Source organism: Paenibacillus sp. J22P15 (assembly GCF_056269345.1).
Genome location: NZ_JBWDNT010000010.1, coordinates 152,698 through 170,378, shown reverse-complemented (window position 1 = coordinate 170,378; position 17,681 = coordinate 152,698). Strand labels below are relative to the sequence as shown.

Below are 17,681 nucleotides of genomic sequence, written 5' to 3'. Positions count from 1 at the left end.
TGGGGAGGAGGTACATGATGATACAGAAACGCAGAAAGATATTTTCAGGTCAAATCATTAGTAACATGATTCTAGCAGTTTTCAGTCTTTTTTGTATATTGCCACTGGTGCTCGTGCTTTCGATTTCATTATCAGATGAGAGAACAATAGCTAGCTCAGGATATAGTCTCATTCCAGAAAATTTCACATGGTTCGCCTATGAATACGTTATGAAATCATCGGCAAGTCTATTAAATGCTTACGGCGTGACCATATTCGTAACTGTCGTAGGTACAGTGCTAAGTGTAATAATAACTGCCTTACTCTCTTATCCATTATCACGCAGTGAATTACGCTACCGCCGACCGGTTCTGTTCTACGTTTTTTTCACGATGCTGTTTAATGGTGGTTTGGTGCCTTGGTACATTCTGATCACACAGTATTTAGATATGAAAGACCAGATTTTCGTACTGATCGTGCCGTACTTGGTTTCTGCATGGAATGTGCTCTTAATGCGAAATTTCTTCCGTACTATTCCAGAATCTATTATGGAATCTGCTCGAATTGATGGTGCTGGGGAGTGGCTTATTTTTTTCAAAATCGTAGCACCGTTATCGTTACCTTCTTTTGCTACGATTGCGCTGCTTAACTCGATAGCTTATTGGAATGATTGGTGGCTTGGTTTGTTGTTTATTGAAAATCGCAACTTGTTCCCACTTCAACTCTTACTTCAATCCGTCTTATCTAATCTTGATGCTCTTGCAGCATTCTCGGCAGCTCGGAATATTGTCGTAGAGATACCTGGAGAAACAGCAAGGATGGCGTTATGTATATTGGCGATTGGGCCGATTATAATAGCTTACCCGTTCCTTCAACGTTACTTTGTCAAAGGCTTAAGCGTAGGTGCTGTTAAGGAATAAAGTAAACGGTACGTTAGGTTCGGTGATATTGCAGATTATCTGCATTCACATATAGGCTTCATAAATATAAGGGAGGTTTTTTTCGAAATGATGAAAAAAAAATCAAGTCGTTCCAAATGGGCAGCACTAGCAATGGTGAGTATTTTTTCAGTAACTGCTCTATTATCCGGATGCGGGGCGGATAAACAGAATACGCCGTCACCCACACCCGATTCAGAAGGAACAACAAATGATTCACTAGCTCCAGTAGAGTTGAGTTACTATTATGTCGCTCCGCCGCAAAAGAACCAACAGGCAATCGAAGATGCGCTGAACGTAATTACAAAGAAAAAGATTAATGCAACTGTCAAATTAAATGCACTTGACTTCGGTAACTATGAACAAAAAATGACAGTCATGATCGCTTCTGGTGAAAAGTTCGACCTTGCTTTTACTGCATCTTGGTTTAACAACTATTTTGCTAATGCAGCCAAAGGAGCTTTCCTTCCGATTGACGATCTGATGGATCAGTATGCACCGCTCACGAAAGCTGGCGTACCTGCTAAAATTTGGGAAGCAGCTAGAGTAAACGGTAATATTTACGGTGTCATCAACTATCAAACGATGGCGGCTGGTCAAGGGATCATGGTTCAAAAGGAATTAGCGGATAAGTATAATTTCGATTGGAAATCGGTTACTAAGCAGTCTGACTTAGAGCCATATTTGGCAGCCGTTAAAAACGGGGAACCGGATAAGGTGCCTCTAGAATTCTCCACAGGATCGGATTTATTTAATCTTAACATGCATGGATTCGATGGCATCGGTGATACCAAATCACCGGGAGTTATTTCCTTAGCAGATTCAGATTTGAAAGTTGTGAATCAATATGAGTCCGAGGAATACAAAGGTTTCATTACTATGTTGCATGATTGGTATAACAAAGGATATTTGCGTAAAGATGCAGCAACGGTTAAGGATGTTTCCTCTGATCGTAAAATAGCGAAATACGCGGCAGTAATGCCAGCGGGACTAGATTTTGATTCGACGAGCTCTTATGATCAGTTCGGCAAATTGAAGGCATTAACTAGTGTGGAGTGGTATGACAAATTAATTACGAAACCGATAGTAACGACTTCCTTAGCATCAGCAACGCTTACAGCAATTTCTAAAACTTCAGCGAATCCGGAACGTGCAATGATGTTTATCGAGCTATTAAATAGTGATCCAGAGGTTTCAAATTTACTTAACTACGGAATTGAAGGCGTTAACTATAAGAAGGTTGGCGAAAACAAGATCGAACAAATCAAAGACAGCGGTTATGATCCGGTCGTTCCATGGGTATTCGGTAACAATATGATCGTTTGGCAAAACCAGAACGAGACTCAAAATATGACTACAGTTTGGGATGAGTTGAACAAAACAGCCGATGTATCGCCAATTTTGGGATTTACGTTCGACGTAGAACCTGTTAAATCAGAGATTGCTCAAACCCAAGCGGTAATCGACCAGTATTTGGCTGCACTTTCTTCAGGTACAGCAGATCCAGAAAAAGTTCTGCCAGAGTTCGTTGGAAAGCTAAAAACAGCTGGATCTGAGAAGATCATTGCTGAAAAACAAAAGCAATTGGATGCTTGGCGCCAAGTAAACGGCAAATAAATAGTTGAAGTAAGCTTTATAGTTGAGGGAGCTATCCTACTCGTGGATATAGCGGGGGAAAGTTCCCTTTTCTACAGGCATTTAAGGAGTGGAAATGGATATGAGGAAAATTACAGCAGTGTTAATCGGGGCTGGGCAAAGAGGCGCGGGATCGTATGCTCCTTACGCATTAAAACACCCGGAAGAAATACAATTTGTTGCAGTTGCGGATACCGATCCAAAGCGGAGAGAGTTATTCCAGCAAGCACATGTTATTCCCGAAGAGAATTGTTTTGCAACTTGGGAGGAACTTCTTGCAGGTCCTAAACTAGCGGATGCTATTCTAATTTGTACACAAGACAAAATGCATTTCGAGCCTTCGATTAAGGCATTGGAGAAAGGGTATCACGTACTATTGGAAAAACCGATGTCACCCGATCCGTTGGAATGCATCATTATGGGCGAATATGCCGAGAAATATAATCGTGTATTCTCGATCTGTCACGTGCTTCGTTATACTGATTTTTTCTCCAAAATCAAAGAAATCATTGCGAGTGGACAGATCGGCAACCTTATTTCGATACAACATACGGAAAATGTGGAGCATCGACATCAGGCACACAGCTTTGTCCGAGGAAATTGGCGGGATTCGGAAGTGTCTAGCCCGATGATTCTAGCCAAAAGCTGTCACGACATGGATATCATTCAATGGCTGGTGGATTCGGATTGTACAAAAGTCTCTTCATTTGGCGCCTTGACTCATTTCAAAAAAGAGAATGCGCCAGAAGGAGCCCCTAAGTACTGTTTGGATGGTTGTCCTGTTCAAGATACATGCCCATATTATGCGCCTAAGACGTATCTGGAGCGGGATGACTGGGTAGGAGAAGTGCTCCGTGCCGTTGTTAGCAATGATACAAGCGACGAGGGTGTTCTTCGTCAATTGAAAGATGGGATTTACGGGAGATGTGTGTATCATTGCGATAATAATGTGGTAGATCATCAGGTAGTTAATATGGAATTTGCCAATGAGGTGACTGTGTCCTTTACTATGAGTGCTTTTACTTTAGAAGGCGGTAGATCGATGAAGTTGATGGGCTCACTCGGACAAATTCGAGCGAGTACGGACAAAAATGTAATTGAAGTAACAAACTTTAGTACTCGCGAGACGGAAACAATCCAGTTAGATAATGATTTGGCAGGACACGGTGGAGGAGATAGCGGTATTATGCGTGACTTTGTGCGATTGGTGCAAAGCGACGGTAGGGATAAAGCCCTTACCGGGGCAGATGCTTCTATTAAAAGTCATCTTATTGCATTCGCCGCGGAAAAATCACGCTTGGAAAGCCGTGTCATTCTGATACCAGATTATATAAATGAATTGAAAAATACGGATAAATAAGTCGAAATAGTGAGGTGGTATCCGTGTCTACGACGCGCACAATCGTATGTAAAGTAGCTAAGCTATATGCTGATCAAGTTGAAAATTATGAGAAGCTTCATAACGAAATTCCCGAACTGAATAAGAAATATATGCAGGAAGCGGGCATTATTTCATTGCGAATTTTTCGGGAAGGATTAAGCCTGTTCATGATAGTGGAATCAGATTCCATGCTTGAAGTACCAGATAGATTCGTCGATCCTGTCGTTGAAGGGCGATGGCAGCAACTCACTGGTGCCTGTTTCTGGGAGACGTGGGAGGATGCAAACGAAATATTCACTTTTACGCGGAGAGAGGATTAAGCAGAATGAACGTTATTGAAGAAGCTAACTTTAAGAATCCTGTATTACCAGGCGACAATCCTGATCCATCGATTGTGCGCGTCGGATCGGACTATTACATGGTAACGTCAACGTTCCAGTTTTTCCCTGGCGTACAAATTCATCACTCACGGGACTTGGTTCACTGGAAGCCGATCGGTCATGTTATCACTCGCAAGAGTCAATTAGATTTGACTGGAATGCCGGATTCATTCGGCGTATTCGCGCCGGACATCTCTTATTATGATGGGAAGTTTTGGGTCGTCGTGCCGTATTATCACGGGCAACCAAGATGTACGAATCTATTGTTTACCGCAGACCGTCCAGAAGGCCCTTATAGCGAAGCGATAGAGTTGAATCATCATTTTATTGATCCGTCTATCTTCAACGACGATGACGGAAAGCGCTACTTGGCATTTGGCGGCGGTTGGGTACATGAGATGGCGCGGGATGGCTCGCGACTCATCGGAGAAGCGAAGCAAGTATGGCCAGGAACTGGCGGTTCCGCCCCAGAAGCACCTCATCTAGTAAAGAGAAATGGTTGGTATTATCTTATGCTCGCAGAGGGAGGCACTTTCTTCGAGCATAAGGTAACGCTAGCGAGGAGTCGATCGATTTGGGGGCCTTACATACCATGTCCGCACAATCCAGTACTTACTCAGAAGGACCCAGAGAAACGCATTCAAAAAGCGGGCCACGGAAAATTGGTGCAGGATGAATCTGGAAACTGGTGGATGTATCATCTTGGAGGCCGGCCTCTTACGCCTGGCGGTTTCTGTCCACTCGGCCGTGAAACGTTTCTGCAGCCAGTTCATTGGACAGAAGATGATTGGTTCGTTGTCGGGGATAAGGGAATTCCGATGGATGCTATTACGATTCCGTACATGAAGAGCATGGACGTACCGAACTTCGAATCGTTAGATACATTTTCTGAGAAGGAATTATCTCCAGAATGGGAGTGGGTACGTCATCCAGTAGAGGATGGATTCCGATTAACGCCTGAAGGACTTCGGATATTCTGTAAGCCGTTCATCCCCTATGGACTTCAATCTACACTTATTTTAACCCGGCGATGGAAGCATTTCGGTTTCGAAGTGACGACGAAGCTAGTATTTGATTCGAAGACCCGAGGAGAAGAAGCGGGATTGACTCTCTACCGTGATTCCGACGCGTTTCTATTCTTCTCTATACGGAACGGACTCGGGCAAACTACTGGGCAGGCCTTCGATGTAAGTCGACGACATGAAAACCAGGAGATTGATGGACTCTACCTCGAGGTTGATCAATACGTTGCTGTCGGCAAAAAAAATCTCAAGAGGGTATCGCTCCCAATAGAAGCTTCCTTGGCAGTATGGCTCAAAGCGCAGTTACACTCAGATTCGAAAACTTTCACTTTCTCTTATTCACTAGATGGGGAAACTTATACGGATGTTGGAATGGAATTGTCTGCGGAATTTCTATATCCCGAACGCCATACGCGATTTTTATGCTTTACGGCTCCTCGCGTCGGTATCTATGCGAAGGGCGTTAAGGGGCACATCGAAGGGAATTCGACATTTGAATCGTTTGAATATAAAGGATTGTAAGCGGTTTAGCAACTAAAAAACAGCTTCATACATGTTTATTTAGTAAACGACTGGGGGAAAATGAAATGCTTAAAAAGCAATTAAGTTTTTTGATTGTGCTGAGTATGCTAATCACGACATTGCTAGGCTCGGGAATTAGTGTACAAGCCTCAAGCATGACGGAAGACAGAATACAGGCACAATTTTTTGTTGCACCAACCGGTAACGACACCAATGATGGGTCTTACGACCATCCATTCGCTACGATTCAAGCGGCTAGGGATGCCGTTCGCTTAATTAACAGCAATATGACAGGTGATATTTATGTATTTATAGCTGCTGGTACCTATTATGTTGACGAGACAATCGCATTCAATGAAAGCGATTCGGGAACAAATGGGTTCGACGTTATTTATAGAAATCTGGATGAATTGGGTAGCGCGCAATTTATCGGTGGTAATAAAGTGACATCGGCATGGGAGTTAGTCACTCGTACAGACGCGGATGCAGATTTACCTGCAGCAGCAGAGGACAGTGTGTATAAAACGAATGTGGGAACAGAAGTAGACTTCAATACATTATATGTAAATGATGTCCGTGCAACGATGGCACGCACGAAAAATAAAAAGGATGACCCTAGATTTCCAGCTTCGTCCACTGAATATATGCGATCAGCTGGCGGTGGAATTTCTTCATTAGTGTATCATGCGGGTGATCTGGATGCAGAATCACTAGCTGGCTTAGTAAATGCACAGACGCGCGGCGAGTTAGATGCACAAGTATATATGTGGGACGGGGGATACTGGGATTGGATGACAGATACGATTCCGGTTGCAGGTATTAATGCTTCATCAAATACTTTGACTTACAAAACAGTGCCAGGAAAACCGCATAAATATCGTCCGAAATATGCAACAGGAACTAACGCTAGATACTTCTTACAGGGTAATTTAGGATTTTTGGACCAACCCGGAGAATATTATTATAACAAAAAAACGGGATATCTCTATTACTATCCGCTAGCTGATTCGGGAAATATAGAAGATCAGAATATCGTCATCCCTGCTGTAGAAAAAATCATCGATATTAAAGGTAAATCTCGTACAAGCATGGTATCGCATATAACATTCAGCGGTTTAACATTTAAAGATACAAATTTCCCTGACTATTATGCCTACGGTTGGAACTGGGGAGATGCTGGTGTTGGCTTAGGGTACTACCCGCCAGAAGCAGCTGGTAGCACACAACCGTCATATGCTGAACAATCTGAAAGAGTAGAGTTTCAGGTTGGTGTTATTACGTTGTCCAACACGAATAACATCACAATATCCAAAACGCATATTAAAAATGCGGGTATGTTTGGAATAGAGCTTTATTTGGCCAACCAGAATACGACGATTGAAGATAGTCTTATCGAGCATACCGGACATGGCGGGGTCAATATCGAGGGCGGTTATCCTGGCACTGGCGGAGATGCTAATGGAGATGGGTATAGCAGAGATAATACCGTTACGAATTCGATTATTCACGATATCGGTCAGTTAGTGGGTCAAACTGCGGGTGTTACGATCAATAATTCAGGTTATAACACGATTTCACATCTGGAAATTTACAACTCGCCAAGAAGAGGAATATTTATTACAGGTGGTTATAACCGCAATCCTAACGTAGATTTTCCTAACGGAGATAAAAATTATAATATTATGACTGATTTATATGCCCATCACAACAGCTTCTCCTATATCTACATGCACGATATGCAACAAGATGGCGGAGATGATGGCGCATTCTTTTCTATGAATTTATACAAAGGTTCCACCAATAGTAAACCCAACTATATTAATCAGATGTTGATAGACAATGTAGGAGCAAATCCTAGTATGACGGACTTTGCACCTAACGGCATAAATCTCGATGTAGGCGCTTCCGGATTTGAACTTAGTAATCTGAAAGTCATCAATCCGCAAAACTTTAATGTTGAAGTGAACACGATCGTACAGTATGGAGACAAAATAAAGTTTACGAACACCAATGTTGATTATGGTTCTGTTGTTAGTCAAATCGGTACTTTTGACGATACTTTGATGGAGTATGATCTAATTGGCGTTACGAAGGATTTCCCAAGTACTTATTTGCCAGCGAGCCATATCGCAAGTGAACCAGATGATATTTATTTCAAGGAAGATTTTGAAAATGGTATTGCATTTTCGAAATGGTCATACAAAGGTACTGCACCAGTGATTACAACCGAATGGATGTCAGAGGGCGTTCTCGATGGTAAGCAAGGCCTAAAAGTCGATAGCAATAAAGCATCAGGTGCGAAGCCAGTGCTGTACAGAAGCTTTGCGGATGACCTTAATAAAATCGTTACTGTAAAAATGTTTGACAGACAAAATAATAATCTTGCTTCTTACGATTCTGGGGTTCAAAATTCCTCAAGAGTCAAATCACTAGCAAGAGCAGATGACGGTACTCATATTCTCGGTCTAGGAATAGATGCGGTTGTGGATAGCAACTATTATGTTATGTCCAATAATGGTACGGTAACATCAACTGCTGTTCCTCGCACATATGGTTGGCATGAGTTGAAATGGGATTATACGAGTGGCAGCGATGTAAAACTGTATATCGATGATGTATTGGTCTCCACTACTACTACATTGACAAGTTTCAATAACGTTTCAATCGGTTCTGAAGATGGTTTCGGCATCAGTTATTACGACCAGCTGTATATTTATGGCGGGGAAGATGCAGCTGATCCTGGCTCAGTATCCACACCTACAGCACCAGCTTATGATTCATCTAATGACAATGTAATACGGTTGGATGAAAGTTTTGAAGATGGTGTCACGCCGGACTTCACTCCGAATAATAGATCGACAATGAGCGTTATTGCCGATTCAAACGATCCGGATAATAAAATATTGGAAAATGTTAATGCAGATGGATCGAATTTTTATGAAACAGGTGCGTCATGGAATAACTATATATTTAATTTGAAGTGGAAGTTTGGTGGATGGGGTACAGAAAATGTACTTGGACAAGCATATGATAATTTCACCATCTATGTAATGACCGCAGTCATTAATGGAACAACATCAAAAAATCCTGCAGCCTATCAAGTGATCTACAGAAGAAATAAAAATGGCACAACCGGATTTCCAGCAGGAACTCCATATTTCGAAGTGAATAAGCATACTTCTTCAAGTGATATCTCGCTCGGGAAGAGTGCGGTACCAGAAGGATTCGTCGCTACAGACTGGCATGATTTCCAAATCCAGACATACGGCGGTAAAGTCGGGTTTGTTGTAGACGGATCCACATTATTGACAGTAGACGATGGAACCTATACGTATGGCGGAGTAGGTTTTGGAGGAATTAATTCAAAGGTTTACATGGACGATTTCAAGATTACTTCAAATCCGACCTACGTAAATTATGGAACGAATTTCAATTTGGGCAATGCAACATTATCCGGTGATTTTAATCCAAACTGGTATCTGTATGAAGCATCTATCAACGATGATTCACAGCCGATCACCTTGGTTAGACCTGAGCCGATATTGGCTGGATCAAGCACAAAGGTGAAGCTCAATGGTAATGATATTACGGATCAATTTACCGATTATACAACAGCAATAGAATTGCCTAACTTAAATTATGGAAGAAACACTTTAGTTTTATCAGAAATTACACCAGCAGGCACGAAAACGTATACGATTAATATCGAGAAAACGTATACGATTTCGTCGATTGAAACTATCGATTCTCTGACTACTGAACTCGGAACGGCTCCAGTCTTACCAGTTACAATCGATGTTACTTTTGACGATGAAAGTATTAAAACGGTAGGAATTAAATGGGATCATGTAAAGCCAGCACAATATAAGAAGACAGGAATGTTTACAGTAAGTGGACAATTGGTGGGCATAAATGGAAAAGTCAGTACAACTGTAAACGTTGTAGGACTCGAGTCGATTAGTGAACTTGAAGATGTTATCACGACTGCAGGCACAGCGCCGACGTTAGCAGAAACGATTAGCGCACAATTTACTGATGGACCTCAACAATTAGCGTTAACGTTTGCTGAATTTGATCCAGCTATGTATGCAAATGCAGGTACAATTATTGCAGTTGCTATCGTTGAAGGTTATCCGGGTAATGTTTTGCAGAAGGTTATCGTGGAAGCGGCGCCTATAACAACGGATTACACTCTAACGGCTACGGGAGACGCTAGCGTCATTGCCGGTGAATCCTTTGATGTGACCTACATCTTGAGCAATGTTGCAGACAGCGTTTATGCACTGGATCAAACGATCCATTATGACAGGGCCCAAGTCGAATTGATTTCAGTCGATGCTTTGCAAAGTGGATTTTCGATTGTTGGACAGAAGGAAGGAGAAGGTGAGGTTCGTATTCTGATGGCAAGTGCGGGGTCCGGAAGTGCAATAAAACACACGGCTCCTGTATTGAAAGTGAACTTTAAGGCCAAAGAGGCTGACCAAAACGTAACGAGCTCCATCTTCTTAACTGACGTGGCTGTTGCGGGTGCAAGCGGAGTCGAAACGACGGTGGACAATGGTTCCGCGTACACGATTCAAATTATCGCAGTGGATAAAGCAGTATTGCAAGCACTTATTACAAGTGCGCAAGCATCGCATGATGCAGCGGTAGAAGGAGCAGGAATCGGTCAGTATCCTGCTGGTTCGAAAGCGATATTGCAAGCGGCAATTGATCTTGCCAAGGCAGTAGCGGGTCAAGGCGGGGCTACTCAAGATCAAGTGGAGCAAGCGATCGTTCAACTAGAAGCAGCGTTGCAAGCATTTACAGCTTCCGTGAATGTAGAGGCTAATGGTGACCTAAATGGAGATAGTAAATTCAGCATTGGTGATCTCGCTCTCATCGCAGTGAGTTATGGAAAGACTTTTGCTGATGCGGATTGGGCTATGTATAAACAAGCGGATATGAACGGTGATGGTAAGATAGACATCGTTGATCTTGCAGCTGTTGCAAAATTGATAATAGGCTAACTACAAAAGGGGGAGGGTGCAATACCTTCCCCCTTATCTTTTTTATCGAAAATATGAATGAGTCAATGGTACGTAAACTACTTTGATGCAGCTTAGCTTTGGTACTCTATGTTTCCGTCTTGCCTTCGAAAGCTGCGTTCGCAGATAAAGCTCCTACCTTTTCATTGTCCATCACCAATGCAAGCCCAACGGTGAACGAAACCTTTGAAGTCAAAGTGATGCGTGGGCAAAACCTTATGTAGCTGCTGCAAATGAAGCGGGTATCATTAAGGGGCGAAGAAATAACCTATTTGCACCGAATGAGAATGCAATAAGAGCGGAAGCGGTAACGATGGTCTTGGCGATGTTGAATTACAAATAGTAGGTTTACTACGAAAGGAGGAAGGTCTTTTACCTTCCTCCTATTTTTATTGTCGCAAGGATAACTAAATGATTGTTTACCGTATATCATCAACAAATTGAAGAAAAAGCAACTTTTTAGGGATGCTTTTGGTGAAATATCGGAGATTTAATTGCTTTTTGCTCTGTTAATTATACCAGTACAACTGTAATGTTTAGTTACACTAGAATTATTAACCGATGTGAGCTGTTCCATGCCACAGCATATTTGGGAACTGAAGAAGGATATTGCGAAGGTTGAAATCCGTCAATTGGCGAATCGTTTATCTCAATTCTAAGGAGGTAGTCATAAATGAGGTTAGAAAACAAAGTTATTCTAATTACAGGTTCTGGTTCTGGTATCGGCAAAAGCACGGCATTGTTATTCGCTCGTGAAGGCGCAACTGTAATTGTAAATGATCTCAATGAAGTCAATGGAACAGAGACGTTGAAGGAAATTCATGCTGCCGGAGGAAAAGGTTACTTCATCTGTGCAGACGTGACAAATCCGGAAGCTGTATTACAGATGGTAGATCAAATCATTGAAAAATGCGGTCAGATTGATGTGTTATTTAACAATGCGGGAATTAGTGGTGTCGGAGCTTTGCATGAAATAGAGCCCGATGCATGGGACCGAATTATTCAGGTCAATATTCGTGGTGTATACTTGCCTTCCAAATATGTGCTTCCGCATATGATGAAACGCAGATCTGGTAACATCATTAACATGTCCTCCTTCGTTGCAGAAATGGGACTTGCCAGAAGGGCATCTTATTCCGCAACTAAGGGAGCAGTATTAGCACTGACGAAGTCGATGCAAGTGGATTACGCATCATACAATATCCGTGTAAATGCCCTTCTGCCCGGTACAATCCTAACACCATTCGTTGAGAACTATTTAAAAACATCTTACGATGATCCAAAAGCTGCAATTGATTCACTCAAGAAACGCCAGCTCAGCGAGGAGCTCGGTTTACCTGAGGATGTTGCTCAAGCTGCATTATTCCTCGCTTCGGATGAATCGAAATTTATGATGGGTTCTCCTCTGTATATCGATGGAGGCGCTACTTTCGGAAAAAATGCGTAAATAACATTAAACGACAAAGGTGAGGGTTTGACAATGAAATTATTAACATTCATTAACAACGGAGAATACCAACTAGGAGTCAAAACAGAAAAAGGTATTCTGGATGTTGCAAGTGCATTACTAGATATGCCTATGCATAATGGAGAATCCGTGCCGCTGACCGTTCATGAAGTGATCAACGGTGGTGAGGCAGCGGTTACGGCACTTGCTCAATTCACAGCACAAGCACTAGAGAAGTCTGGCGACGATTGTTCCTACTTGCTTGATGAAGCGAAGCTGACGCTCGGGCCCTGTGTGACCCATCCGAATAAGATCATTTGCGTAGGTCTTAACTATCGCAAGCATGCGGAGGAAACGAATGCAGCGATCCCGCAATACCCGATTCTATTCAATAAATTCAACAATACATTAACGGGCCATGGCGACGATATTCCACTTCCGAAAGTGACGACGAAAGTCGATTATGAAGCGGAGCTCGTCATCGTTATCGGCAAAACTGCAAAGTACGTTACCAAAGAGGATGCGCTTAGCCATGTGTTTGGTTATTGCAGCGTGAACGATTTGTCTGCACGAGACTTGCAGCTGAGAACACAGCAATGGTTGCTAGGCAAGTCATGTGATAAATTCTCTCCACTTGGACCGTATCTAGTTTCGGCGGATGAAGTCGGAAATCCGAATGATCTGGATATTAAATGTACGGTCAACGGACAGGTTCGCCAGCATTCCAATACGTCGGATATGATCTTCCCTTGTGACGAGATCGTGAGTTATATATCACAGCATATGACACTTGTACCTGGGGACATTATATTAACTGGAACACCTGAAGGCGTCGTTCTCGGTTATCCGGAAGATAAACAGATTTACTTAAAGGATGGAGACATCGTCACGATTGAGATTGAGAAGCTGGGTAAGCTGACGAATCGGCTTGTTAGCGAGGTTTAATAATATGAGAATTGATGCTCATCAGCATTATTGGCAATTAAATCGAAACGATTATGGATGGCTTACACCAGAGATTCCTACACTTTATCGGGATTTTATGCCTAATGACCTTGCAGAAGCATTAAATCGGCATGGAATAACGAAAACAATTGTTGTTCAAGCTGCTGCCACTGTTGAGGAAACCGAATTTCTTCTAGGTTTGTGCAAGACGCATGATTCAATAGCTGGTGTAGTAGGGTGGTTGGATTTTGAGCAGGACAATTTCGTGGAAACATTTGAACGGTTACGTAATGATCAATATTTTATCGGTGTCCGTCTCATGCTTCAAAGTATAGATGCTATGGAATACTTGCAACGTCCTCAAGTTATTCAAAATTTAAGATGGTTGGAGAAGTTGGGATTCCCTGTAGATTTATTAATCCACGCTGCCCAATTCCCTGCTGTACTAAAATTACTAGAGCTTGTACCTAATTTAAATGCGGTCATTGACCATTTGGGTAATCCACAAATTTCTAAGCAAGAAGTATCACCTTGGCAAGAGTGGATTACGGAAGTCGCCCAATTTCCACAACTGTATTGTAAACTATCAGGCATGGTTACCCAAGGGAATATTTCAGATCGGGTAGAATCTGATTATAGCTTTTATGTGGAACATGTCATAAAAACATTCGGATTGAAGCGAGTCATGTTCGGCAGTGATTGGCCAGTTTGTCTACTTGCAGCAAGCTATGATCAGACAGTTGGCATTTTGCATTATAATTTACCTAATGAGCTTACAAATCAACACTTAGACGATGTTTTTGGCAATAATGCGATTCGATTTTATCAATTGGAAAGACTGTGCAGTTAAAGATAGAGATGAGCAAAATATATAAGAACGTTGAAATACTTGATGACCGTGAGAGGAAGTTGTCATTGCACGGTGTTATATCAATAAATGAAACCAAATGGCAGAGATTCCGTTTGGTTTTTTTTGTATACACACTCATCCCATGTGGAGGTTACAGTAAGACTTGAAAGAAAAGATACAGCCCGATAGACTGTACCTTAGTTGGTGGCGTAAGGATTGGAAAGGTTATAGTGAATCTTAATCCTTTCGCCTTCAAACACTTCGATTTTGTGGATTAACCGTTGCAGGACTTGCTTCATTACTTGCTCGTCGTCGAGGTCAAGCGTAATGAAACGTCCTACTTCTTTTTTTGAATGTGTGTAACTGTTGGTCGCAATTCTGTTGCAGTGCCATTTTTTTTGAAATACGGTGTACGTACAACAATTGCTCAGAATCTACAGAATCTATATATTCTCTTAAAAAAGTAGCTATTCACGTTTCTAAAAGATGCTAAACTGTAAATGTGCTTGAAGAATTTTACATTGGAGTTGTTTACGTGAATAAAGAGATTTATTTAAAGTTAATATCACGTGCATTGGCAAAACTAGCACTTGAAGTGGAACTTAGAAATTGTTTAAGTCTATTTGATATCAATATTATTGCGGAGGACTTCTACAAAGAGTTTTTGAAGTTAGTGTACGGCTATAACTTGATAAATTTGAATATTCTTGAAAAGAATATGTCAGCAATTGATTTAGCTGACCAAGTTAGTAGAATTGCTATTCAAGTCACCTCTGATAACTCTAGCACAAAGATAATTGATACTATAGTAAAGTTTAATGATAAGAAGATACATACTCAGTATGACAGATTAATTTTTTTAATGCTTATCAAGAAGAAAAAATATACAACAACATTTGATACAAGCGGTCTTTTCTCTTTTTCGAAAGATATTGATATAATTGATCATTTTGACATGATGCAACATATTAAAGAAAAAGATACTGAAGATTTGAAAAGGATTTGCGAATTTTTAGATAGAGAATTATCTGTGAAGGTCAAAGAAACAACAAGAAAACAGGCGAGTGAAGTAGAAACAGTCATTACCTTAATTGAGTACTTAAGCAGTCATAAAAAGGTTACTGCAAAGAAAGAGGAGACAGTTACTGACCCTGAGGATAAAATTAATAGAAGGTTTAAAGAGTACTCCGATTTTCTAAAAGGGCTTTATATCGAATTAGTTTCACTGTATGGGGAAGCTGTTAAGCAGGCAAACGACATATTGGGCTTAGATGATGTGAAAATTTTGGTAATTAGGCTATACTTGAAAGACATTAGTAATCAATTTTTGGAACAAACAGGTGGAAATCCTAGGGAGGCACTAGAATTGTTAGCGTCGTTTTTCGAAGCGCAAATGGGTGCGTCGGGTTTTGAATTTGACAGAATGGCAATAAAATACTATTTGATTTCCGAAACAATAAAATGCAATGTATTCCCCAATATAGTAGGTGAAAAAGTTGGCGTTATTAGTTGAAGATGGTGAGAACTTTAAATCATCCGCTGTTTATATCGGATATTTGATACTGAAAGAAGTAAAAAAGAGTGAAACTAAAAAGGTTTCTATATATAAGGTGTCCGATACTCTGAAGAAGAATGGGATATCACACAGCAGACAATTAATATTCGGATTATTGTTTTTATATTCACTGGGAATAGTGAAATTTGAGGAGCCTTATTTATGGATAGAGTAGTAAATAGAATCAAGTTGTTAAAGTTGTATTCTGAACCTGAAGTATTCGAAACCATTGTATTTGAAGATGGAATAAATGTTATTCTAGGTGAGAAATCAGATGCTAATACAACTCGGGGCAGAAAAACTAATGGTGTTGGGAAATCAATGTCTATTGAGTTTATTAATTTTTGTTTATTTAAGAAATATAGTGATAGCAGAATTAGGCTAATACCTGATGAAGTGTTCAGTGTTGACGTGCTAATAAAGCTTGATCTACAAATTGGTAAAGAAGAAATAACAATTATAAGAAGTAAGGGCGAACAGAATAGGCCTCTATTAAAGAAGAATGAAGAGACCATTATTTTTGAAAGTGTGGATGAAGCCCAAAGATATCTTAAGGACTTACTATATAACGATTTTAATGAGGGGGTACTTCCCTCCTTTCGTGAACTGATATCCCCGTTGATACGAGATGAAAAATCTGAATTTAAAACCATATTAGAGTGTTTTGACGTTAGCAAAAAAATTCCTGTAAGCGTTGTTCCTCATTTATATTTTCTTAATATCTCGTTGGAATTTTATATGAAGGTTCAAGTAACTATTAAGAAAATAGAGCAATATAAGAGTGTTTCGACAAATACCAAGAAAGAAGTAACAAACGGTAATCAAAAAAAGATTAATGATGTAAGAGCAGAATTAAATGCATTAAACGATGAAGTGCTAAAAATGAATGATGCAATTGAAAGTTTTAGAAGTAACGAAGCATTCAATTCAATTGAGAAAGATCTTGTCGGATTAGAGGATTTATTAGACAAACTTAGAGTTCGCCAAAAAGCTATTAAGTATGAACTACAAAGGATTAAAGGTCTTCCTAAGCCTGAGGAAATTGATAGTTCTGAAATTGAACTTATTTATAATCAGTTTAAGCAGGGTCTCGGTGAACTAATTGTAAAATCGCTTCAAGAGACCCTTGGATTTAAAACAAAGATAGAAACTTTCCAGAGGTCATTAATTAACCAAAGGGCTTCTGACTTGCAAAATGAATTATATGAAATAACCGAACAAATAAGAGGGTTAGACGAAGAATACGGTGATAAATTAAGGATTATAGATCAAAAAGGGGTTTTGAAAAATCTAAAAAGCAGCTTGAAGATCTATAATCATAAAAACCAAGAGTACTCAAAAAGAATAGGCTTATTTAAAGAATATGAACATGCTGAGAAAGAAAAGAAAACGCTGTTCTTAAAGAAAACTCAAGAGGTACTTGAATTGGATAATGAAATTGATGAAAAGAAGAATGTCTTAAATAGTTTCCTTAGAACAATACTATCAATTCATGAATTAATAATGGGTAATAAGGAATGCTCATTTACGATTGAAACTATAAATAGTAAAACAAGTAAACAAATAGTCAAAATGGAATTGCGAATTTACGACGATGGTAGTCACAGTGTAGATAGAACAAAGGTATTTATTTATGATATGGCTCTTTTGTTTAATCAATATACACGAATGCGCCATCCGGGCCTTCTAATTCATGATAATATCTTTGATGTGGATCAAGATACACTTGTTCAAAGTTTAAATTTCTTAGCTAAACAAGAAGAAAAATATCAAGACTTCCAATATATCCTCACTTTAAATCGAGATAAAATTGAACATGAAGAGAATCTAAATCAAATAAAGCTTGATATTGAAAAGCATAAAATTGCTACTTTTACAAAAGAAAATAAGTTCTTGAAAAAAAATTATCAGGAAAAATGACATTTGATTTTTATCAACCTTTTTAAAACCTAGGTGACACTATTTACTATCTGTAAAACGATAACGAATTATGGGGAAAA

11 protein-coding genes and 1 pseudogene are annotated in these 17,681 nt (G+C 40.2%); all 12 read left to right on the top strand.

The genetic code is table 11. The features are described 5' to 3' along the window. Positions 1-14 precede the first annotated feature (14 nt). Positions 15-899, top strand: a complete 885-nt coding sequence (locus AC0YN6_RS20150; RefSeq protein WP_475749011.1) for a carbohydrate ABC transporter permease — start codon at positions 15-17, stop codon at positions 897-899. Between the two features lie 87 nt (positions 900-986). Then, entirely contained in the window at positions 987-2,534 is a 1,548-nt protein-coding gene (locus AC0YN6_RS20145; protein WP_475749010.1) for an ABC transporter substrate-binding protein, read from the top strand. Between the two features lie 100 nt (positions 2,535-2,634). After that, a complete protein-coding gene (locus AC0YN6_RS20140; RefSeq protein ID WP_475749009.1) occupies positions 2,635-3,912 on the top strand; it encodes a Gfo/Idh/MocA family protein in 1,278 nt (425 codons plus the stop codon). A 23-nt stretch (positions 3,913-3,935) separates the two neighbouring features. Beyond that, on the top strand, positions 3,936-4,253 hold the full coding sequence (locus AC0YN6_RS20135) for an L-rhamnose mutarotase (RefSeq protein WP_475749008.1): 318 nt from the start codon (positions 3,936-3,938) through the stop codon (positions 4,251-4,253). A 5-nt stretch (positions 4,254-4,258) separates the two neighbouring features. Next, positions 4,259-5,857, top strand: coding sequence for a glycoside hydrolase family 43 protein (locus AC0YN6_RS20130; RefSeq protein WP_475749006.1), 1,599 nt, complete (start codon positions 4,259-4,261; stop codon positions 5,855-5,857). A 65-nt stretch (positions 5,858-5,922) separates the two neighbouring features. Further along, positions 5,923-10,866, top strand: a complete 4,944-nt coding sequence (locus AC0YN6_RS20125; RefSeq protein ID WP_475749005.1) for an Ig-like domain-containing protein — start codon at positions 5,923-5,925, stop codon at positions 10,864-10,866. 223 nt (positions 10,867-11,089) lie between these two features. Next, positions 11,090-11,227, top strand: a pseudogene (locus tag AC0YN6_RS20120) (S-layer homology domain-containing protein); the annotation flags it as partial. Between the two features lie 330 nt (positions 11,228-11,557). Continuing rightward, positions 11,558-12,331: an SDR family NAD(P)-dependent oxidoreductase gene (locus tag AC0YN6_RS20115; RefSeq protein ID WP_475749004.1), complete on the top strand. Its 774-nt coding sequence runs from the start codon at positions 11,558-11,560 to the stop codon at positions 12,329-12,331. 33 nt (positions 12,332-12,364) lie between these two features. Further along, positions 12,365-13,276 (top strand): fumarylacetoacetate hydrolase family protein, encoded by a 912-nt coding sequence (locus AC0YN6_RS20110; protein WP_475749003.1) that lies wholly within the window; start codon positions 12,365-12,367, stop codon positions 13,274-13,276. A 4-nt stretch (positions 13,277-13,280) separates the two neighbouring features. Next, on the top strand, positions 13,281-14,126 hold the full coding sequence (locus AC0YN6_RS20105) for an amidohydrolase family protein (RefSeq protein WP_475749001.1): 846 nt from the start codon (positions 13,281-13,283) through the stop codon (positions 14,124-14,126). 535 nt (positions 14,127-14,661) lie between these two features. Next, the gene (locus tag AC0YN6_RS20100) at positions 14,662-15,639 is read left to right on the top strand and encodes an SMEK domain-containing protein (protein WP_475749000.1); all 978 of its coding nucleotides are present in this window, start codon (positions 14,662-14,664) and stop codon (positions 15,637-15,639) included. A gap of 204 nt (positions 15,640-15,843) precedes the next feature. Next, positions 15,844-17,601, top strand: a complete 1,758-nt coding sequence (locus tag AC0YN6_RS20095; protein ID WP_475748998.1) for a DUF2326 domain-containing protein — start codon at positions 15,844-15,846, stop codon at positions 17,599-17,601. The last annotated feature ends 80 nt before the right edge of the window (positions 17,602-17,681 follow it).

Excerpts from the sequence above, each read along its gene's own strand:
- AC0YN6_RS20125 (WP_475749005.1), top strand. The coding sequence starts at position 5,923 with ATGCTTAAAAAGCAATTAAGTTTTTTGATTGTGCTGAGTATGCTAATC.
- AC0YN6_RS20150 (WP_475749011.1), top strand. The coding sequence starts at position 15 with ATGATGATACAGAAACGCAGAAAGATATTTTCAGGTCAAATCATTAGT.
- AC0YN6_RS20145 (WP_475749010.1), top strand. The coding sequence starts at position 987 with ATGATGAAAAAAAAATCAAGTCGTTCCAAATGGGCAGCACTAGCAATG.
- AC0YN6_RS20110 (WP_475749003.1), top strand. The coding sequence starts at position 12,365 with ATGAAATTATTAACATTCATTAACAACGGAGAATACCAACTAGGAGTC.
- AC0YN6_RS20095 (WP_475748998.1), top strand. The coding sequence starts at position 15,844 with ATGGATAGAGTAGTAAATAGAATCAAGTTGTTAAAGTTGTATTCTGAA.
- AC0YN6_RS20105 (WP_475749001.1), top strand. The coding sequence starts at position 13,281 with ATGAGAATTGATGCTCATCAGCATTATTGGCAATTAAATCGAAACGAT.
- AC0YN6_RS20130 (WP_475749006.1), top strand. The coding sequence starts at position 4,259 with ATGAACGTTATTGAAGAAGCTAACTTTAAGAATCCTGTATTACCAGGC.
- AC0YN6_RS20140 (WP_475749009.1), top strand. The coding sequence starts at position 2,635 with ATGAGGAAAATTACAGCAGTGTTAATCGGGGCTGGGCAAAGAGGCGCG.
- AC0YN6_RS20115 (WP_475749004.1), top strand. The coding sequence starts at position 11,558 with ATGAGGTTAGAAAACAAAGTTATTCTAATTACAGGTTCTGGTTCTGGT.